Raw genomic sequence first — 26149 nt, forward strand, 5'->3', positions numbered from 1 at the left:
TCTGCCAAGCAGCTGCGCCATCCTAGCTTGGCGATGCCTGCTCGTCACGGTTCAATCGGATCGCGCCGCTCCGGTCAGCGGCGGCTTCGCACGCCTCAGATGCCTCTGCCGGCCTGCTGGCCGATCACGCAGCGCCATGCGGCCAGACGCTCGGCCGGATGCTGGTTCATCCACTCGGCGAGTTGTGGTGCACCCATCAGGCAGGACTGCACCGAGACCTGAGCGAAGTCCGACGTGGTGACGATCTGCTCGTGACAATTGGTCGGAGAGGCGAGGCTACAGAGCACGGCAATGATCTTGATCACGGGCGGTTACCCCCGTCGCTGCGACGAGCACCGGCTCCGGCCTGCTGATCGCTCGCCAGATCGGCCGGCGGGAAGATGCTGTCATAGATCGCACGCGCTTCCCGAATGAGGCGCTCTCGCTCGCGCTCGGACTTCGAGACAAACTGAATGACTTCGCCCATGTTCGCTCCAAACGTTGGTCGGCATCATCATAAGATGATGAATATCATGCCATGCATATAGGGACGCCGCTTGCAGCTTTGAAGCTGGAGCGGCGGTGATGAAGCATAACAAGCGCGTGACTGCGCTGTTCCTAGCGGAAATCGGCCAAATATCGGCTGCGAGTCAGAACCAGATACCGCTCGTTTCACGCCGCTGGCGCGCGTTCCTTCCGGCCCGGCACCGCCGCGAGCAACTCGCGCGTATAGGCGTGCTCCGGCGCGGCGAACAGCTGCGCGGTCGGCTTCAGCTCGACGATGGCGCCGCGCTGCATCACCGCGATGCGGTCGCAGATTTGCGCGGCAACACGCAAATCGTGGGTGATGAACAGCATCGAGAGGCCAAGCCGCGCCTTGAGGTCTTCGAGCAATCTCAGCACCTGCGCCTGCACGGAAACGTCGAGCGCGGAGACGGCTTCGTCGGCGACGATGATCTCGGGTTCGAGCGCGAGCGCGCGCGCGATGCCGATGCGCTGACGCTGGCCGCCCGAGAATTCATGCGGGTAGCGGTCGAGTGCGCCGGCGTCCAGCCCGACCATCTTGAGGAGATCACGGGCGCGGTCGAACGCGGCCTTCGGATCGGTGCCGGCTGCGATCGGACCGTCGGCGATGATGTGGCCGACCTTGCGCCGCGGATTGAGCGAGGCAAATGGATCCTGAAAGATCATCTGGATGCGGTGGCGTTCGGCGCGCAGCGCCTTGCCCGAGAGTTTTGTGAGATCCGTCTCGCCGATCCGCACCGTGCCGCGATCGGCTTCGATCAGCCGCATCACGAGCCGCGCCACCGACGATTTGCCGGAGCCGGATTCGCCGACGAGGCCCAGCGTCTCGCCCTTGAGGATGTTGAAATTGACCTCGCGTGCGGCATCGACGCGGCGGTCCTCGCGAAACCAGCCGCCTGAGGTGACGTAGGTCTTGTCCAGCCCGATCACCTCGACGGCCCTGGCCTGATCGTCGAGGGCCTCTCGCAACGGCGGATCCATCGACGGTACGGCGGCGAGCAGCGCCTTGGTGTAGTCGTGCTGCGGTTCGCTGAAGACGGCAGCGGCCGGGCCTTCCTCCACGACCTTGCCGTGCCTGAGCACCACGACCTGGTCGGCGATGTCGGCGACCACGCCGAAATCATGGGTGATGAACATCACCGCCATGTTGCGGTTGCGCTGGAGGTTGCGGATCAGCTTCAGGATCTGCGCCTGTGTGGTGACGTCGAGCGCGGTGGTCGGCTCGTCCGCGACCAGCACCGCGGGCTCGAGCGCGAGCGCCATCGCGATCATGGCGCGCTGGCGCTGGCCGCCGGAGAGCTGATGCGGATAGGCGCGCACGATGCGCTCGGGGTCGGGCAGGCCGACCTCGCGCGCCAGCGACAGCGCCTTTGCGCGCCGCTCCTTCGGCGTCAGCAGGCCGTGCGCCTCGAACATCTCGGCCATCTGGTCGCCGATCCGCATCAGCGGATTGAGCGCGGTCATCGGCTCCTGAAAAATCATCGCGAGCCGGCGGCCGCGCAGATCGCGCCAGCCGTCGTCATCGAGCTTGAGCAGGTCGCGGCCTTCGAACTGGATCTCGCCTGACGTGACCGACACCGTGTCAGGCAGAAGTCCCATCAGCGCATGCGCGCACATCGACTTGCCGGAGCCGGATTCGCCGACGACGCAGACGATCTTGCCGGGCCGCAGATCGAGCGAGACGCCGTCGACGGCGAACGGACGTTCGGCACCCTTCGGCAGCGCGACCTTGAGGTTCTTGATGGAGACAGCGGGCGGGGCGGTCATCGTCAGCGTCCCTCCCGCGACAGGCGCGGATTGAGCGCGTCGTTGAGGCCTTCGCCGATCAAATTGAGGCCAAGCACCGAGATCAGGATGGCGACGCCGGGAAACACCGTGATCCACCAGGCCTGGCGGATCACCGTGCGGCCGGCGCCGACCATGTAACCCCAGGAGATCAGGTTGGGGTCGCCGAGCCCGAGGAACGCCAGCGAGGATTCCAGAAGGATCGCGGTCGCGACCATCAGCGAGGCCAGCACGATCACCGGCGACAGCGCGTTGGGCAGGATCTCGCGCAGGATGATCCAGGTGTTGCTCTGGCCGGTGACGACGGCGGCCTGGACATATTCTCGCGTGCGCAGCGACAGCACCTCGCCGCGCACGAGGCGGGCGACCGGCGGCCAGCTCACCACCGCGATCGAGGCCACGATCGAATAGATCGAGGGCTGCAGGATCGCGACCAGCACGATCGCGAGCGCGAAGCTCGGAATGGTCTGGAAGAACTCGGTGAAGCGCATCAGGGCGTCGTCGACCTTGCCGCCGAAATAGCCGGCCATGGCGCCGATGGGAACGCCGACCACCAGCGCGACCAGCGTGGAGACGAGGCCGACCAGCAGCGAGACGCGTGCGCCAAAGATCATGCCGGCGAACACGTCGCGGCCGAGCGCGTCGGTGCCGAGCGGCACGGTCGAGAGCGTGAACGGCGGCAGGAACGGCCGCTGCACCATGCGCCAGGGCGAGTTCGGGAACAGCATCGGCCCGAACACCGCGACCGAGATCGCGAGAACCAGGATGATGAGCCCGATGACGCCGCTCGGGCTCTTCAGCATCGATTTCCAGAACTGTTTCATGAGGCGAATTCGATGCGCGGGTCGACCAGGCGGTAGACCAGGTCGGTGATGAGGTTGAAGATCAGCACCATGGCGGAGCAGATCACGAAGACGCCGAGCAGCAGATTGTAGTCCCGCTGGAACAGCGCGTCGTACATCAGGCGGCCGATGCCGGGCCAGGCGAAGACGGTCTCGGTGATGACGGCGCCGCCGATCAGCGTGCCGGAATGCACGCCGGCCAGCGTCACGACGGGCAGCAGCGCGTTGCGCAGCACGTGGCGGCGCTGGATCACGGCGTCGGAGAGGCCTTTCGCGCGCGCCGTCTTGACGAAGTCGAGGCGTTTCACCTCCAGCATCGAGGCGCGCGTCATCCGGGTGTAGGTCGCCATGAAGAACAGGCCGAGCGTCATCGCCGGCATGATCAGATGCTTTGCGACGTCGACCGCGTGGGCTAAGCCGGTGAGGTTGGCGCCGACCGTCTCGTAACCAAAGCTCGGCAGCCAATCCATGGTGACCGAGAACAGCAGGATACCCATCAGGGCCACCCAGAAGATCGGCATGGCGTAGAAGATCAGCGCGAAGACGGTGATGGCCGTGTCGAGGAAGGTTCCGGCAAAGCGCGCGGCGAAGGTGCCGAAGAGAACGCCGAGCATGAGCGAGATCGCGAATGCCGTCAGCGTCAGCAAGAGCGTTGCCGGCAGCCGTTCCATGATCAGCTTCGACACCGGCGCCTGCTGGCGGAAGGAGAAGCCGAGATCGAGGGTGACGACGCCCTTGACGTAGATGAAGAGCTGCTCGGGCAGCGGCTTGTCGAGGCCGAACTTTTCCCGGAGCTGCTTGACGAATACCTGGTCACTGGCACCGGCTTCGCCCGCCATCACGACGGCGGGATCGCCGGGCGCAAGCCGGATCAGGAAGAAATTGAGGACCACGATCGCGAGCAGGACGATCACGCCCTTCAGGACACGCTGAGCAACGAAGGAGAGCATCTAGAGAGTTATCTTTGTGAGGTGACCTGTAGCCATAGAGACGGTGCGCCTCCCTCGCCCCGCTTGCGGGGAGAGGGTCGGGGTGAGGGGGACTCTCCGCGAGGACGGTGAGAGTTGCCCTTGCGGAGACTCCCCCTCACCCGCCGCGCTCACTTGTCGAGCCATGCGTCCTTGAAGCCGTCGTTGACGCCGATCCCGGTGGTGATCAGGTTCTTGACCTTGCAGCGCGTGATGGTCGGGAATTGCAGCTCGAGCATCCAGGCCACCGGCACGTCCTCGACCAGGATCTTCTGCGCCTTCTCGTAGATCTCCTTGCGCTTTGAATCCGGCGTCGCGACCGCGCCGTCGGCGAACAGCTTGTCGATCTCCGGATTGGAGTAGCCCTCGACGTTGTTGAACACCTGGCCCTTGGCGATGGCGCTGGAGACGTAGTTGCGGCCGACGCCGAGCGCGGGATCGCCGTACTGGTAGAGATAGGTGAAGGCGATGTCGTAGTCCCAGTCGCCGATCTTCTGATTGCCGCCGGCGACGTCGGTGGCGATGGTCTCGATGTTCATGCCGACGTCCTGGAGGTTCTGCTTCACGGCTTCGCCCCAGCGCTGCCAGGTCTCGCCATAGGCGAGCGGCAGCAGGCGAATCTTCTCGCCCTTGTAGCCGGCTTCCTTCAGCAGCGCCTTGGCCCTGGCGGGATCGTAGGGGTACTTCGGCACATCGGGCGTGTAGTATTTGATGGTCGAGGCGGATGGGCCGGTCGCGACCTTGCCGAGCCCGTTCCAGATCACGTCCTTGGCGAAGTCGCGGTCGATCGCGAACATGATCGCCTGCCGCACCCGCTTGTCCGCGAGCGGACCCTGGCGGTTGTTCAGCCACAGCCAGGCCAGCGGTGAGAAGAACTCCCAGCCGGCGCCGGTGACGCAAGTGTCCTTCAGCTTGGAGAGGCGCGGAACGTCGAAATTCTCGACCGAGCCGCCGGGCAGCACGTCGACCTTGCCGGTCTCGTAGGCCACCGAGCGCGCAGCGGCGTCGGGGATGATCTGCCAGTAGATCTCGTCGATATAGGGCTTGCCCTTCTCGTAATAGTTCGGATTCTTGACCAGGCGGATGAACGAGCCCTTCTGCCACTCCTTGAACATGAAGGGGCCGGTGCCGACCGGCGCGTTGTTGTAGGGGTTGGTCTTGAAGTCGGTGCCTTCATAGAGATGCTTCGGCACCATCGGCATCGAGCCGACCTCGAAGATGCCGAGGAACGGGCCGAACGGCTGCTTCAGCGTGAACACGACGGTGTAGTCGTCGGGTGCCTCGCCCTTGTCGACCTGGGCGAGGTTGTTGCGGGCGCGCGCATGCGTCTGCTTCAGCATCTCGACCGAGAACAGCACATCGGCAGCGGTGAAGGGCTTGCCGTCATGCCAGGTGACGCCCTTCCTGAGCTTGAATGTGTAGGTCTTGGCGTCCTCGCTGACGCTCCAGCTCTCGGCGAGCTCCGGCTGCGGCTCGAGCTTGGGGCTGTAGCGCAGCAGGCCTTCGAAGATATTGCCCGACACCATCTGGGTCGGACCGTTCTGGATCATTGCAAGCATCAGGCCGGGCGGCTCGGGCTGGATCACGGCGTTGATCACGCCCCCCGTCTTCGGCTCTTGCGCCAGAGCCGGGGCCGCGAGGCCGCAAGCCAGGAGGAGACCAAGCAACACTCGTTTTGGCATGTCGTATCTTTCTCAAGCGAGACCAGCCGAAAACGCTTCGCGACGTCCTCGCGCGCAAAGCGACGGCCGGCCCATCCCAGTCCCCATCCGGGAGCGAGGCTCACATAGTCTCGTTCGGCGCCGCAAGATGAAAGTCGCGACAGTGTTCGCACAAAAAATGTACAGCGCGTCCTGTTTTCACTTGATTCATTGTCTTGTCAAGGAGACAAGTCGGCATGGACAATGCCAGCCGTTCCGAACGATCCCGCAATGCTGCGCTCGACGCGGCGCTCGCCATCATCGCGCGCGACGGGCCGGGCAGGCTGACGCTCGATGCGATCGCGCGTGAGAGCGGCCTCAGCAAAGGCGGCGTGATGCATCAGTTCCGCACCAAGGAGGCGGTGCTGAAGGCGCTGCTCGAGCGCCAGATGGTGCGCTTCGAGCAATTCTCGACGCCCTACCGCGCGAAGGCGCGTGCGGAGTCCGAAAACCCCGAACTTGCCACCGAGATCGCGACGGTGCGGGAGGCCGCCAACACGCCGGATTCGGCGGCGCTCGCGCTGTTGGCCGCGATGGTCGAAAACCCCGACCTGATGGCGCTGCCGCGCGAGAGCGACGTCAAGACGATCGCTGCGATCAAGGCCGAGGCCACTGACCCGGATCTCGCATTGTTGCGTTGGGCGGCTGCGCGAGGTCTCCTCCTCAGCGAGCTGTTCGGCATGTCGCCGCTGCCGAAGGCGGAGCGCGAGCGCCTGTTTGCGCGCCTGCTCGACGATAGCCAGTGGCGCGCGCTGGAAAAGCCGGCCAAGCCGCGCGCAGGCGCTGCGCCGAAGAGCGCGGCGGCGCGTAAGCGCGCCTGATTCATCGTTAACGATGTCCTGCTGATCGCTGCCCAAAGCCGCGCCTGCGGCCAAATGTGCCAGATCTTCGTTTTTGAACTTTACAAACCGCCCGGTCGGTTTTATAAATAGAGACACTGAGACGGCCCGAGGCTTCTGAAATGGCCCCGGACGAAGCCTTGGGCCGGCGATCGTGAGCGCCGCAGCCGCGTCTGGTCCCGTACGCGGCTGCGGTTTCCATCGCCCTTCACGAGAGCTGGCCGTTCCTGAAAGCCGCTAGAGGAGTCTGAAATGGATCGCTCGATCGCCTTGCGCGGTCTGGGAACACTGCTGCTTGGCGCGGCCGTCGCGGGCTGCGCCACGGTGGCGCCCGTGCCCTATTCGGACATGGCGTCCTCGGCCTACATGGCCCCGGACAAGTCGGATGCCTCCGGCCGCGTGCCCTACCGCTACTCCACGCCGGTCGACTGGCGCGCTTATAACAAAGTGATCCTCGAACCGGTCGTGGTCTATCGCGGCCGGGATCACCAGTTCGGCGACATGTCCGACAAGGACAAGGCGACGCTTGCCGCCTACATGCAGAATGGCTTTGCCGACAAGCTGCGCGGTCGCTTCACGCTCGTGCGCGAGCGGGGGCCGGCGACGCTGCGGATCAGGCTGTCGCTGACCGGCGCCGTCGCCAACACGCCGGTGCTCGGCACGCTCTCCCGCTTCGATCTTGCCGGCGCGGTCTACAATGGCGTGCAGGCCGCGCGAGACGGCGAGGGCACCATGACCGGCTCGGTCATCTACGGCGTCGAGATCTTCGACGCGCAGACCGCGCGCCTGCTCTTGGCCTACGTCACCAAGCAATACCCTGCTGCCTACGACATCAAGGCCACTGCCGGCTCGCTCGCCGCCGCCACTGCCGGCCTCGACAAAGGCGCCGATGCGCTCATGGCGCAGCTGAACTGACGCCGTAACCCACCCAACCAAAGGTGCTGCTGATGCATTTCTTCCTTCGCTTCGTGCTGCGTGTCGCGATCACGATCGCGATGATGGCCCTTGGCGGCCGCGCCGGCGCCGCCGCGTCGACCGATCCCAGCGGCACCTGGCTGGTCGAGGACGGCCGCGCGCGCATCAGGCTCGAGCGCTGCGGGCCGTCGCGCGACCGCATCTGCGGTTTCATCGTCTGGATGAAGGAGCCGGCCGACAAGCGCGGCGAGCCTTATCGTGACAAGGAGAATCCCGATCCCGACAAGCGTGCCCGCGCGCTGCTCGGCCATCAGCTCATCATGGGCTTGCAGGCGACGCCGGAGGGACGGTTTGCCGGCGACATCTACAATGCCGAGGACGGCAAGTCCTATTCCGTCTCGCTGTGGCGCGAATCCGCCGACCGCCTCAAGCTCAAGGGCTGCCTGATCAAGTTCCTGTGCCAGACCCAGACCTGGCAGCAGACCCTCGACGTCCAGGCCGGCCAGCTCGTCGGCCTCACCGGTGATCTCAACGGCCCCCGCGCCGACAAGGAATGGGCGGCCGTGCCGGCGCTGAAGCCGATGCAGGCGAAAGCGAAGTAGCGGAGCGTCTGCGAATTTGATCCGGATCAAAGCGAACGCGCCGCTTCTGCGATCTGATGGCGGGACGCGCGAGTTATGTGCGCCCCTGTCAACCGCGAGACGCAGCGGCGATGGACGTTCTCTCGACCCTTCCTGAAGCGGACACGGACGATGTCGCCGCGCAGCTCGCGGACGAGGCCGTGGCGCGTTGCGCGCAATTGCTTTGCGATGCCGGCTTGCGGCCGACGCGCCATCGTCTGGCGCTCGCCCGAATGCTGCTTCTCGGCGATTGCCGTCACGTCACCGCGGAAGGCCTTTACGACGAGGCGACGGCCGCCAATCTGCGACTGTCGCTCGCGACGGTCTACAACACGCTGAACCAGTTCACCGAGGCCGGCCTGCTGCGCCGGATCGCGGCCGACGGTATCAAGTCGTTCTTCGACACCGACACGTCCGTGCATCCGCACTTCTATCTGGAAGGCGAGGATTTGCTGGTCGACGTCGCGGGCGGGCTGGCCTTCAGCAAGGTGCCGGACCCGTTGCCCGGCCATGAGATCGCGCGGCTCGACGTCATCGTCCATCTGCGCCGAGCGCGCGCGATGTAGTGCTGCCGCGCAAGCTCTACCTCAACCCGGCGCGGCGGAAGCCCTCCAGATAATGTTCGCGATCGGCCTCATTGGCCCACGGCAATTGCGTCGCGATCCAGCGTAGCGAGATGTTGGGCTGGGTGCGACGGAGCTCGCCCAGCGCCATCTCCGCGAGCGCGCCGTCGCCGGTCATGCCGGCGGACACCGCGAGCACGCGGTAGGCGCCGGTGAGGTCGCCGCGGTGGCGGATCGCCTCGCGCGCGAGCGCGATGGCCTCGTCATAGCGCCGTTCCGTGAAGCGCGCATAGCCGGCGATGCCGTGATAGATCGCCAGTGATGGATCGCGCGGTGAGAGCCGGATCGCCTTTTGCGCCGCCTCGAATGAATCCTTCGATCGTCCGGCATAGGACAGCGCCAGCGCATAATAGCCCTGCGCCAGCGAGAAGTTCGGATTGAGCGCGAGCGCCTGCTCGAACTCCGACAGCGCGTCCGCAAGCCTGCGCGTCGAGAAGAAGACGCTGCCGAGCGCGGCATGCGCCCAGGCATCCTCATGATCGCAGCGCACAGCAGTGAGCGCGGCGGCTTCCGCGGCCGGCGCCACCGCGGCAAGCTCGGCCCAGCCGAGATGCACGCCGAACATGTGGTTCACCGCCAGTACCGACAGCGCCTGGCCGTAGCTCGGATCGATGTCGATGGCGCGTTGCAGCAGCGCCCCCGCGGCCTCGTGGTCCTGCCGCGTCACCCGCCAGTAATGCGACAGGGCACGCATCAACAGGTCCCAGGCATCCAGGCTCGCGGGCGGCTTGCGGTCGGCGCGAAAATTCTCCGCCGCATGGATCTGCGGCTCGATCGCCGCGGCAATTGCGTTGGTGATCTCGTCCTGCACCGCGAAGACGTCGATCAGCTCGCGGTCGTAGCGCTCGGCCCAGAGATGGCTGCCCGTGGTGGCGTCGTTGAGCTGCGCGGTGATGCGGACGCGGTTGTCCGCCTTGCGCACGCTGCCTTCGACGACGTAGCGGACGCCGAGCTCCTCGGCGATACGCCGGATGTGGACCGCGCGTCCCTTGTAGGTGAAGGACGAATTGCGGGCGATCACCATGAACCAGCGCTGCTTCGACAGCGCGGTGAGAATGTCCTCGCTGATGCCGTCGCCGAAATATTCCTGCGCCGGATCGCCGCTCATGTTCTCGAAGGCGAGCACCGCGATCGCCGGGCGCTCCGCCACGGCGCGCACCGGGGCAGGGCCGGGTTCCGCCGGCGCAGGCGTCGCTACCACATCTTCCCGGACCTCGCCGACGAAGCGAAAGCCCTTGCGCGGAATTGTCTTGATCAGCCGCTGCGTCGCGCCGTCGTCGCCAAGCGCCTTTCGCGCGGCGTTGATCCGGCTGTTCAGGGCGGAATCCGAGACGATACGGTCGCTCCAGATCTGGCTGATCAGGTCATCCTTGCTGACCACCCGGGCGCGCTGCGCGACGAGGTAAAGCAGCAGATCGAACACCTGCGGCTGCAGCGGCACGGCCGCGCCGCCGCAGGTCAGCTCTCGCAGGTCGCCGTCGAGCACGTTGTTTTCAAAGAGAAATCGCACGTTCCTGTCGTCTCAAGCAAAAATCAAAGTCGTCTCAGGCGAAAATCAACCGTCTGCGAAAGTCCGGACCCGTCCGTTCCGGCATGGTGCGAAGACCAAACAGTGCCGATGCCTCGGCACAACGGAGCGTTCCATGTCTCAACTTGATCACCAGGTTCATTCCATCGGCCCGGAGGTTGCGGGCTCGCGCATTTTCAAGTTCATCGCCTTTCTGTACGGAATTGCGGCATATCTCGTGTTTTTCGTCACCATTCTCTACGCCATCGGCTTCGTCATGGGGCTGGTGGTGCCGAAGACCATCGACACCGGAACCGACACGCCGACGGCCGAAGCCGTCATCATCAATCTCCTGCTGATGACGCTGTTCGCCGTCCAGCACAGCGTGATGGCGCGCAAGCAGTTCAAGGCATGGTGGACCCAGTTCGTCCCCCAGCCGGTCGAGCGCAGCACCTATGTGCTGTTTGCAAGCCTGTCGCTGCTCCTCCTGTTCTGGCAGTGGCGTCCGCTGCCCGCAGTCGTATGGGATGTCGGAAACCCGGATCTCGCCGTGACGCTGGTCACGTTGTCCCTCGCGGGCTGGGTGCTGGTGTTCAGCTCGACCTTCATCATCAATCACTTTGAGTTGTTCGGATTGCACCAGGTGACCGACCATCTCGTGGGTAAGGAGGCGGCGCCGCCGCGCTTCAAGACGCCGCTGTTCTACAAGTTCGTTCGTCATCCGATCTATCTCGGCTTCATCATCGCGTTCTGGGCGGCGCCGGTCATGACCGTGGGTCATCTGCTGTTTGCGGTCGTAACCACGCTCTACATCTTCGTCGGCATCGCGCTGGAGGAGCACGATCTCGTCGATCTCTTCGGCGACGAATACCGGCAGTACAAACAACGGGTGTCGATGCTTATTCCCTGGCGAAGGTCAGTATAATTCACGCTTCTCTCCGCGCGCGTCCACCGAAAGGAGGATGCGCGACGGAACCGGCGCGCGTAACGGATCTTGCCGGACTTTCAGCCATTCACGTTTTCTCGGGGTGAGTCCTCCTCGCCCCGATGCCTCTCACCGCAACCGCCTTCGCCGAGACTTCGGCGAACAGGAACGGGGAGAGGATTTCCAATCTTCATCAACGGAGACGACCAAATGAAACATGTCGGAAACTGCTTCTGTGGCGCGGTCACGATCGAGGTTACGGGCGAGCCGGCGGCGATGGGCTATTGCCATTGCCGCTCCTGCCGCTCGTGGTCGGGCGGGCCGGTGAACGCCTTCAGCCTGTGGAAGCCCGAAGCCGTGCGCATCACCGAAGGCGCCCAGCATGTCGAGACCTTTGCCAAGACCCCGCTCAGCCAGCGCAAATACTGCAAGAAGTGCGGCGGCCATCTCATGACCAATCATCCGCCGCTCGACCTGATCGACGTCTTCACCGCCACCATTCCCACGCTCGCCTTCGCGCCCGGCGTCCACGTCAACTATTCCGAGACGGTGCTGCCGATGCGCGACGGCCTGCCCAAGCTGAAGGACTTTCCGGCCGAGTTCGGCGGCAGCGGCGAGATGATGCAGGAGTAGCTTTCTTCCTTCTCCCCTTGTGGGAGAAGGTGGCGCGAAGCGCCGGATGAGGGGTTCTCTCTCCACTTGCAAGACCGCTCGTGAGGATAGGACCCCTCACCCGGCTTCGATGCTTCGCATCGAATCCACCCTCCCCCACAGCGGGAGAGGGCGCACTGTCCGTGTGGCGCGAGCTACCTCATCCCCGCGCGCCGAAACCCTTCCAGATAGTGCTCGCGATCCTGTTCCCGCAGCATCGGCAGCTCGCGCGTAAGCCAGGCGAGCGAGATGCCGGGCTGGGTGCGTTGCAGGCCCTGCAGCGCGGAAGCCGCGAGCTGGGGATCACCCGACATGCCGGCGGCTGCCGTCAGCACGCGATGGGCGCCGACGAAATCGGCGCGCTGCCGCATCGATTCCCGCGCCATCTGGATCGATGCCTCATAATTGCGGCCGATGAACTGGGCATAGGCGGCAACGCCGCAATAGATCGCCGCGAGCGGATCGCGCGGGCTCAGCCGCAGCGCGCGGCGCGCGGCGGCATCGCCGTCCTGCCACCTCCCCGCGTAGCACAGCGTCACGCCGTAAAACGCGTGCGCCATCGCAAAATTCGGATTGAGTTGCAGCGCCAGCTCGAACTCCGCCAGCGCGTCGTCGAAGCGGCGGCGGAACAAGTAAGTATAGGCGAGACCGTGATGAGCCCAGGCGTCCTCGCGGTCGGCTTCCACCGCCGCGAGCGCCGCGCGTTCGGCGACCGGCACGGTCATGGCCATGTCGGCCCAGCCCATATGCGCGCCGAAGATATGGCTGGTCGCGAGCAGACCCAGCGCCTTGCCATAGGCGGGATCGATCGCGGTTGCCTGTTCCAGCAGTCCTTGCGCGACGGCATTGTCCTCGCGCGTGATGCGCCAGTAGTGCGACAGCGCACGCATCACGAGGTCCCAGGCATCCAGGCTGCCCGGCGGCTTCTGCTGGGCGCGAAAACTCTCGGCGGTATAGAGCTGCGGCTCGATCGCGGCGACGATCGCCTCGGTGATCTCGTCCTGCACGGCGAAGATGTCGGCAAGCTCGCGGTCGTAGCGTTCGGCCCAGAGATGGCTGCCGGTCGAGACGTCGTTGAGCTGCGCCGAGATGCGCAGGCGCTCGCCGCTCCGCCGCACGCTGCCCTCGAGGACGTAGCGTACGCCGAGCTCGCGCGCGACCTCGTGCATGTGCACGGCGCGGCCCTTGTAGACGAAGGAGGAGTTGCGGGCGACGACGAAGAACCAGCGTAGCTTCGACAGCGCGGTGATGATGTCCTCGCTGATGCCGTCGGAAAAATAGTCCTGCTCGCGGTCGCCGCTCATATTCGTGAACGGCAGCACGGCGATCGCGGGACGTTCGGGCAGTGCGAGCCCCGCCTGCGGCGCCCGGGCGACACGGCCCGGCTCCGGCGCGGCCGCGACGAGCTGCGTCTGGACAGCGCCGACGAAACGAAACCCCTTGCGCGCAATGGTGCGGATCAGCGCCTGGTTCGCGCCGCTATCGCCGATCGCCTTGCGCGCCGCGTTGATCCGGCTGGTCAGGGTGGATTCGGAGACGCTGCGCCCGTGCCAGATCTTGTCGATCAGCTCATCCTTGCTGACCACCCGGTCGCGGTTCTCCATGAGGTGGACGACGAGGTCGAAAACCTGCGGCTCCACGGCCACGGGAACCTGCTCGCGGCTCAGCTCGCGCCGGTCGGTATCGAGAAGGTGGTCCCGGAACAGAAACTGCACGTCGAAAACTCAAACCTCACAATGACATCGGGCAAATGATGAAATCAGAACGAATTTCGACTTGAAGTCTGTGAGTCCACCGAACGGTCAGCCGGGTTCACCACGATCGCGGGATGGCAGCCATGCTGTTTTCGGATGGGAATACACTTCGGATGGAATATGGCGATTTGAGCCAGATTGCCGCGGGCAGGGGCCCAGCGTAGCCCGGATGAGCGAAGCGACATCCGGGGCCGGTCGTCCTGCCACGTTCTCTCTTGTCATTCCGGGCTAGAGCTCCGGGCGGCCCGGGATGACGGAAGCCGTGGCTTTGCCGAACAGCGGGGCCTGCGTAAGCTGCCCGCCACACAAAACACCAACCATAAAGAAACGCCCATGCCCGCTTTTCCCGCCTCGACTACCGTGCTCGACTCCATGTTGTTCCGCGACGCCTTCGGCACGCCCGAGATGCGCGAGGTGTTTTCCGACGTTGCGCTGGTGGCGCGGTATGCCGAGGTCGAGGTGGCGCTGGCGAAGGCGGAGGCGACGTGCGGCGTGATCCCGCAGGAAGCCGCCGACCAGATCGCCGCACGGACCGACGTCGCCGCACTCGATTTCGACCTGCTGCGGCAGGAGACCGACATCGTCGGCTATCCGATCCTTCCCCTGGTGCATCAGATGGTGAAGCAATGCGGCGAGGCCGGCCGCTACGTGCATTGGGGCGCGACCACGCAGGACATCATGGACACAGCCGTGGTGCTGCAGCTGCGCGCCGCGCTCGCGATCGTCGAGCGTGATATCGCGGAGCTGCGCAAGATCCTCGCCAACCTCTCGAAGCGCTATCGCGACACGCCGATGGCGGGCCGCACCCATCTCCAGCAGGCGCTGCCGGTGACGTTCGGCTACAAGGCCGCGATCTGGCTCGCGATGTTCGACCGCCATGCCGAGCGCATCGGTGAATTGAAGCCGCGCGTCCTGGTCGGCCAGTTCGCCGGCGCCGCCGGAACGCTGGCCTCGCTCGGCGACAAGGGGTTTGAGGTGCAGGAGGCGCTCTGCGCCGAGCTCAGGCTCGGCGTGCCCGCCTCGACCTGGCACGTCGCGCGCGACGGCTTTGCCGAGGCCGTGAACTTCCTGGCGCTCGTCACCGGCTCGCTCGGCAAGATCGCGCTCGACATCATGATCATGGCCTCGACCGAGTTCGCCGAGGTCTACGAGCCCTTCGTCCAGGGCCGCGGCGCATCCTCGACCATGCCGCAGAAGCGCAACCCGATTTCCTCGGAGCTGATGCTCGCGGCGTCCAAGGCGGTGCGCCAGCATGCCGGCCTGATGCTGGACGCAATGGTGCAGGATTTCGAACGCGCCACCGGGCCCTGGCATGCCGAATGGATGGCGATCCCGGAAAGCTTCGTGCTGACCGCCGGGGCGCTGCACCAGGCGAAGTTTGCGCTCGCAGGCCTCATCGTCGATGAAAAGAAGATGAACGACAATCTCGCCGTCAGCCGCGGCCTGATCGTGGCCGAAGCGGTCATGATGGGGCTGGCGCCGCAGATCGGGCGGCAGGAGGCGCATGACGTGGTCTATGACGCCTGCCGGCTCGCCAACGAGAAAGGCCTGACGCTGGCGGACGCGCTCTCGTCCGACGCCCGCGTCTCTGCCAGAATCGACCGCGCCACTATCGATGCGCTGACTTCACCGAAAAATTACCTCGGCCTCGCGCCCGCCATGGTCGATCGGGTGCTGAAATCGGCAACGCGTTGAAAACCAAACTGCGTGAAACTGCGTATCTACTTCGTGTCGCAAGGCGCTCGCGCACTTGCGCCTTGCGATGCTAGACTTAGATTGAACGTGAGACCTTCGGCAGAGGACCCCGCATGACCGATCACCGCAATTCCGCCGCTCCCATCGATCCCGCGAAACTCGACCGGCTGGCCGAGGTGGCGGTGAAGGTGGGCCTGGGCTTGCGGCCGGGCCAGGATCTGCTCTTGACGGCGCCTGCGATCGCGCTGCCGCTGGTGCGGCGGATCGCCGTGCATGCCTACAAGGCCGGCGCCGGCATCGTGACGCCGATACTCTCCGACGAAGAGATGACGCTGGCGCGCTACCGCCACGGCCACGACAACAGCTTCGATCGCGCCGCCAACTGGCTCTACGAAGGCATGGCCAGGGCATTCTCCGACAACACCGCGCGGCTCGCCATCGTCGGCGACAATCCGATGCTGCTGTCGGGCGAAGATCCTTCCAAGGTCGCGCGCGCCAGCAAGGCGAATTCGATGGCCTATCAGCCGGCGCTGGAAAAAATCGTCAATTTCGACACCAACTGGAACATCATCGCCTATCCGAGTCCGTCCTGGGCCAGGCAGGTATTCCCCGACGATCCCGAGGACGTTGCGATCGGCAAGCTCGCGGATGCGATCTTCGCGGCATCCCGCGTCGACCGCGAGGACGCGATGGGCAATTGGGCGAGCCACAACGCGGTGCTGCGCGAGCGTACCAACTGGCTCAACGGCCAGCGTTTCCGCGCGCTGCAATATTCAGGTCCCGGCGTCGACCTCACCATCGGGCTTGCCGACGGGCACGAATGGGAGGGCGGCGCCTCGCTGTCCAAGAACGGCATCAGCTGCAACGCCAACATCCCGACCGAAGAGGTTTTCACCACGCCGCATTGCCGACGCGTCTACGGCCATGTCGTGAGCTCGAAGCCGCTGTCCTATCAGGGCACGCTGATCGACAACATCGCGGTGCGCTTCGAGGACGGCAGGATCGTCGACGCAAAAGCCTCGCGCGGTGCGGAGGTGCTGAACAAGGTGCTCGATACCGACGAGGGCGCGCGGCGGCTCGGCGAGGTGGCGCTGGTGCCGCATTCCTCGCCGATCTCGCAGAGTGGGCTGTTGTTCTACAACACGCTGTTCGACGAGAACGCGGCCTCGCACATCGCGCTCGGCCAGTGCTATTCGAAATGCTTCATCAACGGCGCCCAGCTGACGCCGCAGCAGATCGCCGCGCAAGGCGGCAACCAGAGCCTGATCCATATCGACTGGATGATCGGCTCGGCCGAGACCGACATCGACGGCATCCTCGCCGACGGCAGCAAGGTCCCGGTGTTCCGCAAGGGCGAGTGGGCGAAGTAACGCGTCTTACGGCTATCCTTCGAGACGCCCGCCGTTGGCGGGCTCCCCAGGATGAGGTCTTGCTTCGTTGTGACATCTTAGACCCTCATGGCGAGGAGACGCCGCTCACGCCGCCGCGTTGCGCAGCATCCGGTTGTTGTCGATGCTGAAACGGTTGAACAGCGTCGTGAACGGGCTGCCGTCGGTGGCCCGCACGATGGCGTCGGAGGCAGCGACCGCCTCGTAAAGCGCACCAACGGGATCGTCAGCCTCGGGCAGGTCGAGGCTCCCGCGAATTTCCTCGCGGGCCTCGTTGACGTCGCCCTCGTCCTCGAGTGTCGCCTCCAGCGCATCCGCCGCGCGCCGCATCTCCGCGAGATCTCCGCCGGCGGAGAATTTGAGGATGTCGAGCCAGTAGGGGCGGGCGACGACGAGCTGGACGAACGCCTCGAAACTTTCCGCGATAATTCCGGCCCGGCCTTCCGATGAGACGTAGAGCACACTCCGCGACGGCAGCAGCACGAAGGCGCCGGAGCCGTCGCTGCCGATCTGCCGGGGGCTTTCGACGCCATCGATCGTGAACCAGGGCTCCTCGTCGGCCGCGAAGGAGACGTCGAGGCTGCCGAGCCTGGCAACGACCTCGCCTTGGGCGGTCAGAACCTCCGGGGTGAGGGGCATCGTATGGGCTCCTTCGATGGTCACTTTCGCGCACTTTGTCGCACCCCGGAAACGAAGGGTTCATGTGCGCGAATTTGCAGGGAAATTCGGCGTTAACCTCTTCGCACCTGCAACTTGCGGCTGATTCTCGGGGCCTGCGTAAGAAAGAATTAAAAACCGGCTACTAGCGTCCCAACATCTTTCGAAACAATCCGGGCCGAGACCCGGCCATACATATTTTATTCCCTGGGGAAGCAGATGTCGCGCGCATTGATTGAAATCGGTAGCTGCAACGTGGATCTCGAGCTGCGGCCGATCGAGCCGTCCTGGATCATCGAGGGCAATCCGGTGTCGCGTTCGCACATCCTGTCCACCAGTGACGACGGCACTGCCTCGACCATCATCTGGGCCTGCACCGAGGGGCGCTTCAACTGGTACTACGATATCGACGAGACGATCATGATCATGGAAGGATCGATCGTGCTCGAAAGCGACGGCATGCCGCCGAAGCGCTACGGCCCGGGCGACGTCATTTTCTTCCGCGATGGCGCGCATGCCAAATGGCATGTCGAAGGTCACGTCAAGAAGATCGCCTTCTGCCGCAAGACCAATCCGGTGATGATCGGCTTCCTGATCCGCGTCGTCAACAGGCTCAAGCGGATGTTCGTCTCCGCCGGCGAGCGCCGTCCCGCCTCGCTGTTGGGAGCCGGCTAGAGCTCGAACAATAACGTTTCAAGGACGCTTCCCAGCGGCCACGACAGAAGAGGGGCCGGGACCAACATCCCGGCCCCTCTTCTCGTCATGACGCAAATCTTGTCACGACGGCAAATCGAGCCGGTAGACATCGGTCGCGGTCTGCGAGAACAGCGCCGTCTTCTCGGCCTCGCTCATGGGCGCCGCGATACGCTTGAAGGCGTTGAAGATCACCTGGTAGCTGCACTGGCCCTTGTCCGGCGGGAAATTGCTCTCGAACATCGCGCGCTTCGGTCCGAACGCTTCGATGCAGGTCTCGACATAGGGCCGCCAGGCCGCAGCAAGCTCTTCGGATGACGGGGGCTTGGGCCGCAGGTGGAAATCGTAGCCGAGCAGGCACATTGCGAGGCCGCCAAGTTTCACCACGACGTTCTCGCACTTTGCGATCTCCTGGATCGACGCGCGCCACTGCGGGAACACCTCTTCGCGCCGCCCGGCAAAGCGGCCGACGCCGGCCGGACCGCCGCAATGGTCGAGTACGATTTTGGTGTCGGGAAAGGCGCGCGCGAGCTCGGTCAGCTCGCCGATCTGCGGGTGAAACAGCCAGGCATCGAAGCTCAGATTCAGCGGCGCGAGGCAGGCAAAGCCTTTGCGGAAGGTCGGGTCCTGCAACAATGCCTTGGGCCTGTTGGCATACATGCCGGCGACGACGGGGTCTTCGTCCCAGGCCGAGGAATGCCTGATGCCGCGGAAGCGGCCGTTGCCCGCCGCGATCTCGGCCTCCAGCACCGGCTTGGCGGCATCGCCCAGCAGCAGATTGACGTGGCTGACGATGCCGGCGCAGATCGCAGCCTTGCCGTAGCTGCCGCTTGCGCTCATGGCGGCAACGCCGTTGGCGAACTCGACTTCGCCGACCGGCCGGAAGGCCTCGGGCCCGCGCGCGCGATACATCGAACGGCAATCGACATAGACGGTGGCGATGATGTTGTGGCCGGAGGCGATGTCGGCCGCCATCTCCTCGATCAGATAGCGATGCCCGCGATTCCAGAGATGATGGTGGGGATCGACGATCGGCCGGGCCGGATCGATGATCTCCTCCTGATGTTGCGCGAGCCAGTCCTCGCGCGGCTCGACGAATAGCCCGCTCGTGTTGGCGGGCAGACTGCTTGCAGCCATCGGCATTCGCTCCCGTTATATTTTTTGTGGTGGGAGCCTAGCACCTCATCTCTCCACGCAGCAGCGCGTGTTGCGCAACCGCACCTGTCACCGCGAGCACAGCGGCGCTATCGTCAGCCCTTGCGCCGCTTCGCCCTCACATCGACGACAAGGCGCCAGTCGATCGCGGTGGCAGGCTTGACCTCACCAAGCCAATGGAAGGAATCGGCTGCGATCTCCGTAAAACTCCAGCGCGTCAGGTCGCCCGCATCGGTCGTGCCTTCCTGAACGATGTCCTCGCCGCGCGGGCGGCCGGTCTGCTGGCGGAACACGCAGCGCGCAGGATCGAACCAGGAAATCCGCCACGCGGAAATGGAGGGATCGTAGACCCGCAGCGTCGTGCCGTACCAATTGCCGGCGATGGGAAAGGCGGGGCTGCCTGCCGGCCGGGGAATGATCCAGACGTCCTGCACGGCGCGGCCCTCCAGCACCCAGCCGAAATGGATTTCGCCGGGCGTTGTGTGCCTGGTTCCATCGGGGCCGTGAGCGGTGATCTCGGCATCCCAGTCGCCGACGAAGCGGCCGTAAAGCTGGAGCGCCGCTGCGTGCTCGGGGTTCGGTCCGTCCGCGTGCAACAATCTTGCGAAGTCGGTCATGTCGATCTCCTGTGGTACGGAAATCAGCATGAGCGAACGGCAATCGACTTGGAGAAAGTTGCGCCTCAGACGCCGTCGAGGATGATCACGGTCGGTTTCGCCGGCAGCATATCCCGCGACATGCGCAGGAAGCGCTCGCTGCGCCGGTCGATCTCGAACTGCTGACCGATCAGGTGCATGAATTCGTCGAGCGGGGTGGCGAAGCGGTGCATCGGCAGCACCACCGAGGCGCGCAGCCGCTTGGTGATCTCCGAGACGCCGTCGAGCGACATGGTGTAGGTGCCGTCGATCGGCACCATCACGATGTCGAGCCGCCCGATCTGGGCAAAATGGCTGTCGTCGAGCTTGTGATGGAGATGGCCGAGATGGCCGATGCAGAGGCCGGCGACCTCGAAGATGAAGATCGAATTGCCGTCGCGGATCATGTCGGTGCCGGAATCGTCGCCGAAATAGCGGCGGATGTCGGTGGTGACGTTGCGGATGAATGTGTCGCCGATCCGTTCCGACACGATGGCGGGCTTGCCGTCCTCGCTCCAGCCATGCAGCACATGGGGAATGCGCTTGTCGGGATGTAAAGAGTAGTGCGTGCTGTGCGCCCGGTTCATGGTGACGACGTCGGGCAGCCGTCCCACCTGATAGGCGCCGCTATAATCGGTCGCGATGCGCAAGCCGCCGGGCGTGTCGATGAAGTAGGTGGAATGGCCGGCATAGGTGATCTCGACCTCGGCGGCAGAAGCAGCCTGCCGGAATGCGACCGGCATCGCGCGTGGCGCGGCATTGGCCATCGCCAGGCATTCGCTGCGTTGAGGCTGCTGGGCGAGGGCAGGGGTGAGGATTGCGCCGAACAGCGCCAGAGCCGCCGAAACCAGTCGCCACATGAATCCGTCCCCGATGACGCCCAAGCGGAAAGTCTAGCGTGCAATGCAGCGCGAGGCCAACAGCCAGCATTCAACAGCGCGTCAGTGTCGCACCCTCATCCCCGCCTCTTATTGGCGCCTTGGACTGAATTTCCAGGTGATGGCAACGAGGCCGGCTGTGATCAGGCCGCTGATCAGGCCTGCGATGGGGAGAGCCAGCAGAAGTGCCGCGCTGGCGGCCCAGCCGATCGAGGAGAACGCTTCCGCGAAGGTCGCAAGTCGCGACGATGTCTGGCGGCGGCGGAATTGGCTGCGCCTTGCCTGCACGCGGAACCAGAGCTGGATCGCGGTCGCGGACGCTGCGCTGGTGATAACGGCCCCGGCGCTGACCGCGGCCTGGAACGGCGAGGCAAAACCGAGCGCAGCAATCAACGGGCAGAAGATGACGGCGATGGCGATCAGCACCACCTCGATCTTGGCGCGGATGACGCTGGACGGTGTCAAAGGCGCCGTCGCGACCAGATCGGGCGCGTCCTCGCCCGAGATCGTCAGCCAGGCGAGCCCGCCGGCGAGCTGTCCTGCCGCCATCACGATGACAGGTGTGATCAGCGTCAGCGCCGCGGAGCTGTCGGCAAAGTTACGCCAGAGCAGCAGCGCCGGCGGCACCAGATAGAGCAGCTGCATCAGGGTCTGCGAGATCAGCCAGGGATCGCGCCACAGCAGCATGAATTCCTTGCGCCGCAGCGCCTGTTGCCGCGATCCGCCGCGGAACGGGCGTTCCTTCGCGCGCCTGCGGCCGGAGGTGCCGTAAGCGGCGGCATCGATCGCGGTATCGGCGAAGCGGCGCGAGAAGATCGCCATCACGCTTCCGAGCAACACGAGCCCGAGCGCGAGGAGCAGCAGCAGCGCTTCGCTGTCGCCCATGGTCGCGCGCGCCGGCCACCACCAGACGCTGTCGACATCAGGCGCGTAGGCGGCGAGGCTCTCCGAGGTCAGGATGGTGAAGCGCGACAGCGTGCCGTAGGACATGATCGCGGCGACCTGGAGCGCGATCACGAAGCCGGCTCCGATGATCGCGGCGAGGATCTGGGCTATGAGGCGTGTGCGCGCCGGGCCGATCAGGCGGAACAGCAGGATGGTGACGGCGATCGCGATCGCCGCGGCGGAGAGGCCCATGGCGATGACGACGCCGAACGCCGCAAGCCATCGCGCGCCGCCGCCGAACACCAGCACGTCGATGAAGGGCGTCGAGAACAAGAGCGCCATCACCGTGACGGTGAGCGCGATCGCGGCGATGCGTACCGAGAACAGATTGGCCAGCGTCGCGGGCGAGGACATGATGAGGTCGAGGTCGGCGCGGGCGTAAAACACCCGCGTCACGGATTCGATCGCCTGCGACAGCATCAATGTCCAGGCGAGGAAGATCGTCGCCGAGATCACGATCAGCGAGGATTTGTCGAGCGGCAGTTGCAGATCGGCGAAGCGGCCGATCACCGCCCAGGCGGGCACATGCAGCAGTGCGGCGAAGAAGAGCAGGCCAATGACGGCCGCGCGCGCCCGCTTGCGCCGGCCGCCGGTCATCATGGCGAACCATTCGCGCCAGGCGAGCCGGAGCTCGTGACGGGCAAACCAGGACAGGGCGGTCGCCGAGCTCATGCGGCTTCCGGAAGGGTCACCAGCGCGATGAAGAGATCTTCCAGGCTGGTGTCGGCATGGCCGTTCTGCTGGCGCAGCTCGGTCAGCGTGCCCTCGGCCACCAGACGGCCCGAGGCGATCACGCCGATGCGATCGGCCATGCGTTCGGCAACCTCGAGAATATGCGTGGTCATGATGATGGTGCAGCCAGCCTGAACGCGCTGGCTGAGAAGACCCTTCACGTGGCGGGCGGAAACGGCATCGAGGCCCGTCAGGGGTTCGTCGAGGATGATGAGGCGGGGATCGTGCACCAGCGCACCGGCCAGTGCCACCTTCTGGCGCATGCCCTTGGAAAAGCCCTCGCAGCGTTCGTGCCGGTGCGGCTCGAGCCCGAGTGAGCTCAGCAGCTCCTCGGCGACCGGTTCCGAGACAGATGGCGCGATGCCCCAGAGCCCGGCGACGAATTCGAGATATTCGAGCGGGGTGAGCTTGTCGTAGATCATCGGCTCGTCGGAGACCCACGCCATCACCTGCTTGGCGGCGACCGGATTCTGGAGCGCGTCGATGCCGAAGATCGAGACCGCGCCGGCATCGGGCCTGAGCAGGCCCGCAACCATGCGCAAAGTGGTGGTCTTGCCGGCGCCGTTGGGGCCGACCAGCGCATAGAATTCGCCGGCATGGATGGTGAGATCGAGGCTGTCGACCGCCAGACGGTCAAAACGCTTCGTTAACCCCAGGACTTCCAGTGCCGACTTGTCCCGCTTCATGACGGCCACACCATCCGGTTTTGCATCGCTCGCGACCATGAGCCCAAGATGTTTCGGCACCGTGAATTTACGGCCTACAAATTCCGCCATCCGGCTTCGACTAAAGGCAAGTCACCGTTTGTTGACAGCGTTGGACGGTTCAGGCTGAATTGGCACCGGGACAAATGACGCTAACGCGGCGAAACGACTGCGTAGCGACTGGACACAAGATGCGGCAAGGCGGTCACGAAGAACCGCTCGTTGCATCGGGAGGATGCGCGGCGATGCTGGATTTCGTTCAGCAGCTGGTCAGCGGTGTTGCGCTCGGCTGCGTCTACGGCCTGATCGCGCTCGGCTTCGTGCTCGTCTACAAGGCCACCGAGGTCGTCAATTTCGCCCAGGGCGATTTGATGATGCTGGGCGGCTTCTTCGCCTTCACCTTCATCGGCATGCTGGGACTGAATTACTGGATCGGCTTTGCCGGTGCGGTGGCCGCCATGGCGTTGTTCGGCATGCTGGCGGAACGCGTGGTGGTGCGGCCGATCCTCGGCTATCCGCAATTCTCCATCATCATGGCCACGATCGGCCTCGGCTATTTCCTGCGCTCGGTCGCCGGCATGATCTGGGGCACCGACGATTTGAAGATCGAGACACCGTTCAGCCAGGGCGTGCTGCGCGTCGGCTCGCTGGTGCTCGCCTACGACAAGCTCTCGGTGATCGCGGCAACGATGATCCTGTGCACGCTGCTCTGGCTGTTCTTCAACAAGACCACGCTCGGCACCGCGATGCGCGCCAGCTCCGAGAACATGCTGGCGGCCTATTACATGGGCATCCCGGTGAAGCGCGTGGTGTCGGTGGTCTGGGCGATCAGCGCGGCGGTCGCGACCTGCGCCGGCGTGCTGCTGGCACCGATCACCTTCATCCATTCCAATGTCGGCCTCGTGCTCGGCCTGAAGGCGTTTCCCGCCGCGGTCCTCGGCGGATTCGGGTCGATCCCCGGCGCGGTCGTCGGCGGCGTCCTGATCGGCGTGATCGAGAGCATGGCCGGCTTCTATCTGGCGGAGGGCTGGAAGGACGTCGCACCCTATGTCGTGCTGCTCGCCGTGCTGCTCTTGAAGCCTGAAGGCCTGTTCGGCCTCCACGTTCGCAAGAAGGTCTGAACGCCATGCGGTTCCTGTTCAAGACCAGCTATGACGACGACATCAAGCTGTTTCCGCATTCGGGCTATGTCGTCTCCTACGGCATCCTGCTCGCGCTGCTGCTGATCGCGCCCTACGTGCTCTCCAGCTATCTGATGAGCCAGCTCGTCTTCGTCTGCATCTACGCGACCGTTGGCGTCGCCCTTCTGATCCTGACCGGCTTTACCGGGCAAGCCTCGCTCGGGCATGCCGCGTTCCTCGCGATCGGCGCCTACACGGCGGCGTACCTCCAGAAATACAATGTGCCGTTCCCGGTCTACTTCCTCGCGGCGGGCGCCCTGACCGGCCTGATCGGCGCGATGGTCGGCTTTCCGGCGCTGCGGCTCCAGGGCATCTACCTCGTCATCGCCACCATCTCCTTTGCCTTGATCGTCGAGGAGATCCTGGCGCGCTGGGAGAGTGTCACCAATGGCAACGAGGGCATGCGGGTCAAGACGCTGTCGCTGCTCGGCGTCCCCGTGCCGCGCGACAGTCCGGCCTTCTATTTCCTCTGCCTCGCCGTGCTGGTTCTGACCATCGTCGGCACGCTCAATCTGTTGCGCTCGCCGACGGGGCGCGCCTTCGTCGCGATCCGCGACAGCGAGACCGCGGCGCGCAGCATGGGCGTCAATGTCGCGCTGTACAAGGTGAAGTCCTTTGCGATCTCGGCGGCGATCACCGGCTTTGCCGGCGTCCTGTTCGCCCACAAGCTCTCCTTCATCTCGCCGGAGATGTTCACGCTCCAGCTCTCGATCGAGTTCATCATCGTGATCCTGATCGGCGGTACCTTCAGCCTGCACGGCGCGGTGCTGGGCGCGATCTTCATCGTGATGATCGATCCGTTCCTGACCTATCTGAAGGACGACATGCCCGGCATCATCGCCGGCATCGCCGCAACGTTCGGAGCGGGCTCTGCGACGGCCGCCAACGTCCAGTCCAAGGTCGCGGCCTTCGCCTCGCTGAACGGGCTGAAGGGTGCGATCTACGGCATCATCATCGTGCTGTTCGTGCTGTTCGAGCCGCTCGGGCTCTACGGCCGCTGGCTCAAGATCAAGCTCTTCTTCCAGCTGTTCCCGCTCTACAAGCGCGCCACCTTCAAGCGTCAGAAGATCTACGTGAAGTCGGAGCGCAACCGATGAGCTATTTCCGCGCCGAGAACCTGTCGCTGCATTTCGGAGGCCTGAAGGCCGTCGATGCCGTGTCGTTCGCGGTCGAGAAGGGCGAGATCCTCTCGATCATCGGGCCGAACGGCGCCGGCAAGAGCTCGATCTTCAATTTGATCTCGCGGATCTACCGGCCGACCTCGGGCCGCATCTTCTTCGAGGACCAGGACATCACCGAGCAGCCGCCCTACGACATCGCCAGGCTCGGCATCGCCCGCACCTTCCAGAACATCGAGCTGTTCGAGAACGCCACCGTGCTGTCGAACCTTCTGGTTGGGCGCCACCGGCATTCGACCACGCAGCTCTGGCAGGAGCTGCTGTTCCTGCCGAGCGTGCGCGCCAACGAGAAAATGCACCGTCGCCGGGTCGAGCAGGTGATCGAATTCCTCGATCTCGAACCCTATCGCGACAAGCTGATCTCCGGCCTGCCCTACGGCGTGCGCAAGGTGATCGAACTGGCGCGCGCGCTGTGCTCGGAGCCAAAACTGATCCTGCTCGACGAGCCGTCCTCCGGCCTGAACGTCGAGGAGACCGGCGACATGTCGTTCTGGATCCGCGACCTGAAGAACGAGCTCGGCGTCACCGTGCTGATGGTCGAGCACGACATGTCGCTGGTCAACCGCGTCTCCGATCGCGTCATCGCGCTGAACTATGGCCGGGTGCTCGCCATGGGCTCGCCTGCCGAAGTGCAGCAGCATCCCGATGTCGTCGCCGCGTATCTGGGAGCCTGAC

The 26149-nt window shown here is 64.8% G+C and carries 26 protein-coding genes; 12 read left to right on the forward strand and 14 right to left on the reverse strand.

Going from position 1 to position 26149, the window contains the following annotated elements:
• Positions 1-95 precede the first annotated feature (95 nt).
• The 6 genes from NLM25_RS04785 to NLM25_RS04810 all read right to left on the reverse strand — a co-directional run bounded on the left by NLM25_RS04785 (position 96) and on the right by NLM25_RS04810 (position 5781).
• Positions 96-305, reverse strand: coding sequence for a hypothetical protein (locus tag NLM25_RS04785; RefSeq protein ID WP_018643417.1), 210 nt, complete (start codon positions 303-305; stop codon positions 96-98).
• Complete coding sequence (locus tag NLM25_RS04790) at positions 302-466, reverse strand: hypothetical protein (RefSeq protein WP_254136234.1); 165 nt, start codon at positions 464-466, stop codon at positions 302-304. Before NLM25_RS04790 ends, NLM25_RS04785 begins: the two co-directional genes overlap by 4 nt.
• A gap of 185 nt (positions 467-651) precedes the next feature.
• Complete coding sequence (locus NLM25_RS04795; protein ID WP_254115545.1) at positions 652-2271, reverse strand: ABC transporter ATP-binding protein; 1620 nt, start codon at positions 2269-2271, stop codon at positions 652-654.
• A 2-nt stretch (positions 2272-2273) separates the two neighbouring features.
• A complete protein-coding gene (locus NLM25_RS04800; protein WP_254115547.1) occupies positions 2274-3113 on the reverse strand; it encodes an ABC transporter permease in 840 nt (279 codons plus the stop codon).
• Positions 3110-4081: an ABC transporter permease gene (locus tag NLM25_RS04805; RefSeq protein ID WP_254136235.1), complete on the reverse strand. Its 972-nt coding sequence runs from the start codon at positions 4079-4081 to the stop codon at positions 3110-3112. The genes NLM25_RS04800 and NLM25_RS04805 overlap by 4 nt, the downstream gene beginning before the upstream one ends.
• A 149-nt stretch (positions 4082-4230) precedes the next feature.
• Positions 4231-5781 (reverse strand): ABC transporter substrate-binding protein, encoded by a 1551-nt coding sequence (locus NLM25_RS04810; RefSeq protein WP_254136236.1) that lies wholly within the window; start codon positions 5779-5781, stop codon positions 4231-4233.
• Positions 5782-5996: 215 nt separating this feature from the next.
• On the opposite strand from NLM25_RS04810, the gene NLM25_RS04815 reads away from it, so the two are divergent.
• The 4 genes from NLM25_RS04815 (at position 5997) to irrA (ending at position 8739) form a co-directional block, all read left to right on the forward strand.
• Positions 5997-6620, forward strand: coding sequence for a TetR/AcrR family transcriptional regulator (locus NLM25_RS04815; protein ID WP_254115553.1), 624 nt, complete (start codon positions 5997-5999; stop codon positions 6618-6620).
• 270 nt (positions 6621-6890) lie between these two features.
• Positions 6891-7553 (forward strand): DUF3313 domain-containing protein, encoded by a 663-nt coding sequence (locus NLM25_RS04820; RefSeq protein ID WP_254115555.1) that lies wholly within the window; start codon positions 6891-6893, stop codon positions 7551-7553.
• A gap of 32 nt (positions 7554-7585) precedes the next feature.
• Positions 7586-8155, forward strand: a complete 570-nt coding sequence (locus NLM25_RS04825; RefSeq protein WP_254136237.1) for a DUF2147 domain-containing protein — start codon at positions 7586-7588, stop codon at positions 8153-8155.
• 110 nt (positions 8156-8265) lie between these two features.
• On the forward strand, positions 8266-8739 hold the full coding sequence (irrA, locus tag NLM25_RS04830) for an iron response transcriptional regulator IrrA (RefSeq protein ID WP_254136238.1): 474 nt from the start codon (positions 8266-8268) through the stop codon (positions 8737-8739).
• A 16-nt stretch (positions 8740-8755) separates the two neighbouring features.
• On the opposite strand, the gene NLM25_RS04835 is transcribed toward irrA, so the two are convergent.
• A complete protein-coding gene (locus tag NLM25_RS04835) occupies positions 8756-10306 on the reverse strand; it encodes a winged helix-turn-helix domain-containing protein (RefSeq protein WP_254136239.1) in 1551 nt (516 codons plus the stop codon).
• A gap of 133 nt (positions 10307-10439) precedes the next feature.
• Here NLM25_RS04835 and mddA point away from each other — a divergent pair, with 133 nt between their 5' ends.
• The gene (gene mddA, locus NLM25_RS04840) at positions 10440-11228 is read left to right on the forward strand and encodes a methanethiol S-methyltransferase (protein WP_254136240.1); all 789 of its coding nucleotides are present in this window, start codon (positions 10440-10442) and stop codon (positions 11226-11228) included.
• Positions 11229-11438: 210 nt separating this feature from the next.
• The gene (locus tag NLM25_RS04845) at positions 11439-11861 is read left to right on the forward strand and encodes a GFA family protein (RefSeq protein WP_254115600.1); all 423 of its coding nucleotides are present in this window, start codon (positions 11439-11441) and stop codon (positions 11859-11861) included.
• Positions 11862-12034: 173 nt separating this feature from the next.
• Here the strand turns inward: NLM25_RS04845 and NLM25_RS04850 are convergent, their stop codons facing one another.
• Positions 12035-13594 (reverse strand): winged helix-turn-helix domain-containing protein, encoded by a 1560-nt coding sequence (locus NLM25_RS04850; RefSeq protein WP_254136241.1) that lies wholly within the window; start codon positions 13592-13594, stop codon positions 12035-12037.
• A gap of 372 nt (positions 13595-13966) precedes the next feature.
• Here NLM25_RS04850 and pcaB point away from each other — a divergent pair, with 372 nt between their 5' ends.
• Complete coding sequence (pcaB, locus tag NLM25_RS04855) at positions 13967-15328, forward strand: 3-carboxy-cis,cis-muconate cycloisomerase (protein ID WP_254136242.1); 1362 nt, start codon at positions 13967-13969, stop codon at positions 15326-15328.
• A 113-nt stretch (positions 15329-15441) separates the two neighbouring features.
• On the forward strand, positions 15442-16698 hold the full coding sequence (locus tag NLM25_RS04860) for an aminopeptidase (RefSeq protein ID WP_254136243.1): 1257 nt from the start codon (positions 15442-15444) through the stop codon (positions 16696-16698).
• 105 nt (positions 16699-16803) lie between these two features.
• Here NLM25_RS04860 and NLM25_RS04865 read toward each other — a convergent pair whose 3' ends face one another.
• Positions 16804-17355, reverse strand: coding sequence for a hypothetical protein (locus NLM25_RS04865; RefSeq protein ID WP_254136244.1), 552 nt, complete (start codon positions 17353-17355; stop codon positions 16804-16806).
• 237 nt (positions 17356-17592) lie between these two features.
• Here NLM25_RS04865 and NLM25_RS04870 point away from each other — a divergent pair, with 237 nt between their 5' ends.
• Positions 17593-18048 carry a cupin domain-containing protein gene (locus NLM25_RS04870; RefSeq protein ID WP_254115608.1) on the forward strand — a complete coding sequence of 152 codons (456 nt, stop codon included), beginning with the start codon at positions 17593-17595 and terminating at the stop codon, positions 18046-18048.
• A gap of 102 nt (positions 18049-18150) precedes the next feature.
• Here the strand turns inward: NLM25_RS04870 and NLM25_RS04875 are convergent, their stop codons facing one another.
• The 5 genes from NLM25_RS04875 to NLM25_RS04895 form a co-directional block, all read right to left on the reverse strand.
• Positions 18151-19203, reverse strand: a complete 1053-nt coding sequence (locus NLM25_RS04875) for an amidohydrolase (RefSeq protein ID WP_254136245.1) — start codon at positions 19201-19203, stop codon at positions 18151-18153.
• A gap of 113 nt (positions 19204-19316) precedes the next feature.
• Positions 19317-19838 carry a hypothetical protein gene (locus NLM25_RS04880; RefSeq protein ID WP_254136246.1) on the reverse strand — a complete coding sequence of 174 codons (522 nt, stop codon included), beginning with the start codon at positions 19836-19838 and terminating at the stop codon, positions 19317-19319.
• Positions 19839-19903: 65 nt separating this feature from the next.
• Positions 19904-20716 carry an MBL fold metallo-hydrolase gene (locus NLM25_RS04885; RefSeq protein WP_254136247.1) on the reverse strand — a complete coding sequence of 271 codons (813 nt, stop codon included), beginning with the start codon at positions 20714-20716 and terminating at the stop codon, positions 19904-19906.
• A 108-nt stretch (positions 20717-20824) separates the two neighbouring features.
• Positions 20825-22351 (reverse strand): permease, encoded by a 1527-nt coding sequence (locus NLM25_RS04890; protein WP_254136248.1) that lies wholly within the window; start codon positions 22349-22351, stop codon positions 20825-20827.
• Positions 22348-23136 (reverse strand): ABC transporter ATP-binding protein, encoded by a 789-nt coding sequence (locus tag NLM25_RS04895; RefSeq protein WP_254141112.1) that lies wholly within the window; start codon positions 23134-23136, stop codon positions 22348-22350. The genes NLM25_RS04890 and NLM25_RS04895 overlap by 4 nt, the downstream gene beginning before the upstream one ends.
• 224 nt (positions 23137-23360) lie before the next feature.
• Here NLM25_RS04895 and NLM25_RS04900 point away from each other — a divergent pair, with 224 nt between their 5' ends.
• Genes NLM25_RS04900 through NLM25_RS04910 form a run of 3 tightly spaced genes read left to right on the forward strand, consistent with a single transcriptional unit; the run spans position 23361 to position 26148 of the window.
• Positions 23361-24236, forward strand: coding sequence for a branched-chain amino acid ABC transporter permease (locus NLM25_RS04900; protein WP_254115633.1), 876 nt, complete (start codon positions 23361-23363; stop codon positions 24234-24236).
• Positions 24237-24241: 5 nt separating this feature from the next.
• Positions 24242-25393: a branched-chain amino acid ABC transporter permease gene (locus NLM25_RS04905; RefSeq protein ID WP_254136249.1), complete on the forward strand. Its 1152-nt coding sequence runs from the start codon at positions 24242-24244 to the stop codon at positions 25391-25393.
• Positions 25390-26148, forward strand: a complete 759-nt coding sequence (locus tag NLM25_RS04910; protein ID WP_254115637.1) for an ABC transporter ATP-binding protein — start codon at positions 25390-25392, stop codon at positions 26146-26148. The genes NLM25_RS04905 and NLM25_RS04910 overlap by 4 nt, the downstream gene beginning before the upstream one ends.
• The last annotated feature ends 1 nt before the right edge of the window (position 26149 follow it).

The sequence above is a fragment of the Bradyrhizobium sp. CCGB01 genome (genome assembly GCF_024199795.1).
Classification (GTDB): domain Bacteria; phylum Pseudomonadota; class Alphaproteobacteria; order Rhizobiales; family Xanthobacteraceae; genus Bradyrhizobium.

Excerpts from the sequence above, each read along its gene's own strand:
- NLM25_RS04805 (WP_254136235.1), bottom strand. The coding sequence starts at position 4,081 with ATGCTCTCCTTCGTTGCTCAGCGTGTCCTGAAGGGCGTGATCGTCCTG.
- NLM25_RS04795 (WP_254115545.1), bottom strand. The coding sequence starts at position 2,271 with ATGACCGCCCCGCCCGCTGTCTCCATCAAGAACCTCAAGGTCGCGCTG.
- NLM25_RS04870 (WP_254115608.1), top strand. The coding sequence starts at position 17,593 with ATGTCGCGCGCATTGATTGAAATCGGTAGCTGCAACGTGGATCTCGAG.
- NLM25_RS04865 (WP_254136244.1), bottom strand. The coding sequence starts at position 17,355 with ATGCCCCTCACCCCGGAGGTTCTGACCGCCCAAGGCGAGGTCGTTGCC.
- NLM25_RS04895 (WP_254141112.1), bottom strand. The coding sequence starts at position 23,136 with ATGGTCGCGAGCGATGCAAAACCGGATGGTGTGGCCGTCATGAAGCGG.
- NLM25_RS04875 (WP_254136245.1), bottom strand. The coding sequence starts at position 19,203 with ATGGCTGCAAGCAGTCTGCCCGCCAACACGAGCGGGCTATTCGTCGAG.
- NLM25_RS04800 (WP_254115547.1), bottom strand. The coding sequence starts at position 3,113 with ATGAAACAGTTCTGGAAATCGATGCTGAAGAGCCCGAGCGGCGTCATC.
- NLM25_RS04845 (WP_254115600.1), top strand. The coding sequence starts at position 11,439 with ATGAAACATGTCGGAAACTGCTTCTGTGGCGCGGTCACGATCGAGGTT.
- NLM25_RS04825 (WP_254136237.1), top strand. The coding sequence starts at position 7,586 with ATGCATTTCTTCCTTCGCTTCGTGCTGCGTGTCGCGATCACGATCGCG.
- NLM25_RS04815 (WP_254115553.1), top strand. The coding sequence starts at position 5,997 with ATGGACAATGCCAGCCGTTCCGAACGATCCCGCAATGCTGCGCTCGAC.
- NLM25_RS04880 (WP_254136246.1), bottom strand. The coding sequence starts at position 19,838 with ATGACCGACTTCGCAAGATTGTTGCACGCGGACGGACCGAACCCCGAG.
- NLM25_RS04790 (WP_254136234.1), bottom strand. The coding sequence starts at position 466 with ATGGGCGAAGTCATTCAGTTTGTCTCGAAGTCCGAGCGCGAGCGAGAG.
- NLM25_RS04910 (WP_254115637.1), top strand. The coding sequence starts at position 25,390 with ATGAGCTATTTCCGCGCCGAGAACCTGTCGCTGCATTTCGGAGGCCTG.
- irrA (WP_254136238.1), top strand. The coding sequence starts at position 8,266 with ATGGACGTTCTCTCGACCCTTCCTGAAGCGGACACGGACGATGTCGCC.
- pcaB (WP_254136242.1), top strand. The coding sequence starts at position 13,967 with ATGCCCGCTTTTCCCGCCTCGACTACCGTGCTCGACTCCATGTTGTTC.
- NLM25_RS04905 (WP_254136249.1), top strand. The coding sequence starts at position 24,242 with ATGCGGTTCCTGTTCAAGACCAGCTATGACGACGACATCAAGCTGTTT.
- NLM25_RS04860 (WP_254136243.1), top strand. The coding sequence starts at position 15,442 with ATGACCGATCACCGCAATTCCGCCGCTCCCATCGATCCCGCGAAACTC.
- NLM25_RS04810 (WP_254136236.1), bottom strand. The coding sequence starts at position 5,781 with ATGCCAAAACGAGTGTTGCTTGGTCTCCTCCTGGCTTGCGGCCTCGCG.
- NLM25_RS04890 (WP_254136248.1), bottom strand. The coding sequence starts at position 22,351 with ATGAGCTCGGCGACCGCCCTGTCCTGGTTTGCCCGTCACGAGCTCCGG.
- mddA (WP_254136240.1), top strand. The coding sequence starts at position 10,440 with ATGTCTCAACTTGATCACCAGGTTCATTCCATCGGCCCGGAGGTTGCG.
- NLM25_RS04900 (WP_254115633.1), top strand. The coding sequence starts at position 23,361 with ATGCTGGATTTCGTTCAGCAGCTGGTCAGCGGTGTTGCGCTCGGCTGC.
- NLM25_RS04820 (WP_254115555.1), top strand. The coding sequence starts at position 6,891 with ATGGATCGCTCGATCGCCTTGCGCGGTCTGGGAACACTGCTGCTTGGC.
- NLM25_RS04885 (WP_254136247.1), bottom strand. The coding sequence starts at position 20,716 with ATGTGGCGACTGGTTTCGGCGGCTCTGGCGCTGTTCGGCGCAATCCTC.